General features: G+C 52.3%; 1 rRNA gene. It reads left to right on the top strand.

The window, feature by feature from the left end:
- Positions 1 to 24: 24 nt before the first annotated feature.
- Positions 25 to 1,555, top strand: a 16S ribosomal RNA gene (locus tag VM94_RS12525).
- Positions 1,556 to 1,582 lie beyond the last annotated feature (27 nt).

The following is a 1,582-nucleotide window of genomic DNA, read 5'->3' as shown; positions in this document are numbered from 1 at the left end:
TAAAATGGCAAAGTAACAGAGATTAAACTGAAGAGTTTGATCCTGGCTCAGATTGAACGCTGGCGGCATGCCTTACACATGCAAGTCGAACGGCAGCACGGAGCTTGCTCTGGTGGCGAGTGGCGAACGGGTGAGTAATATATCGGAACGTACCCTAGAGTGGGGGATAACGTAGCGAAAGTTACGCTAATACCGCATACGATCTAAGGATGAAAGTGGGGGATCGCAAGACCTCATGCTCGTGGAGCGGCCGATATCTGATTAGCTAGTTGGTAGGGTAAAAGCCTACCAAGGCATCGATCAGTAGCTGGTCTGAGAGGACGACCAGCCACACTGGAACTGAGACACGGTCCAGACTCCTACGGGAGGCAGCAGTGGGGAATTTTGGACAATGGGCGAAAGCCTGATCCAGCAATGCCGCGTGAGTGAAGAAGGCCTTCGGGTTGTAAAGCTCTTTTGTCAGGGAAGAAACGGTGAGAGCTAATATCTCTTGCTAATGACGGTACCTGAAGAATAAGCACCGGCTAACTACGTGCCAGCAGCCGCGGTAATACGTAGGGTGCAAGCGTTAATCGGAATTACTGGGCGTAAAGCGTGCGCAGGCGGTTTTGTAAGTCTGATGTGAAATCCCCGGGCTCAACCTGGGAATTGCATTGGAGACTGCAAGGCTAGAATCTGGCAGAGGGGGGTAGAATTCCACGTGTAGCAGTGAAATGCGTAGATATGTGGAGGAACACCGATGGCGAAGGCAGCCCCCTGGGTCAAGATTGACGCTCATGCACGAAAGCGTGGGGAGCAAACAGGATTAGATACCCTGGTAGTCCACGCCCTAAACGATGTCTACTAGTTGTCGGGTCTTAATTGACTTGGTAACGCAGCTAACGCGTGAAGTAGACCGCCTGGGGAGTACGGTCGCAAGATTAAAACTCAAAGGAATTGACGGGGACCCGCACAAGCGGTGGATGATGTGGATTAATTCGATGCAACGCGAAAAACCTTACCTACCCTTGACATGGCTGGAATCCCCGAGAGATTGAGGAGTGCTCGAAAGAGAACCAGTACACAGGTGCTGCATGGCTGTCGTCAGCTCGTGTCGTGAGATGTTGGGTTAAGTCCCGCAACGAGCGCAACCCTTGTCATTAGTTGCTACGAAAGGGCACTCTAATGAGACTGCCGGTGACAAACCGGAGGAAGGTGGGGATGACGTCAAGTCCTCATGGCCCTTATGGGTAGGGCTTCACACGTCATACAATGGTACATACAGAGCGCCGCCAACCCGCGAGGGGGAGCTAATCGCAGAAAGTGTATCGTAGTCCGGATTGTAGTCTGCAACTCGACTGCATGAAGTTGGAATCGCTAGTAATCGCGGATCAGCATGTCGCGGTGAATACGTTCCCGGGTCTTGTACACACCGCCCGTCACACCATGGGAGCGGGTTTTACCAGAAGTAGGTAGCTTAACCGCAAGGAGGGCGCTTACCACGGTAGGATTCGTGACTGGGGTGAAGTCGTAACAAGGTAGCCGTATCGGAAGGTGCGGCTGGATCACCTCCTTTCTAGAGTTTGCACGAATCATGTAAATG

Source organism: Janthinobacterium sp. KBS0711 (assembly GCF_000988085.1).
GTDB lineage: Bacteria > Pseudomonadota > Gammaproteobacteria > Burkholderiales > Burkholderiaceae_D > Janthinobacterium > Janthinobacterium lividum_E.
The sequence above is the reverse complement of the archived record's forward strand: the minus strand, read 5'-3'. Positions and strand labels throughout refer to the sequence as shown.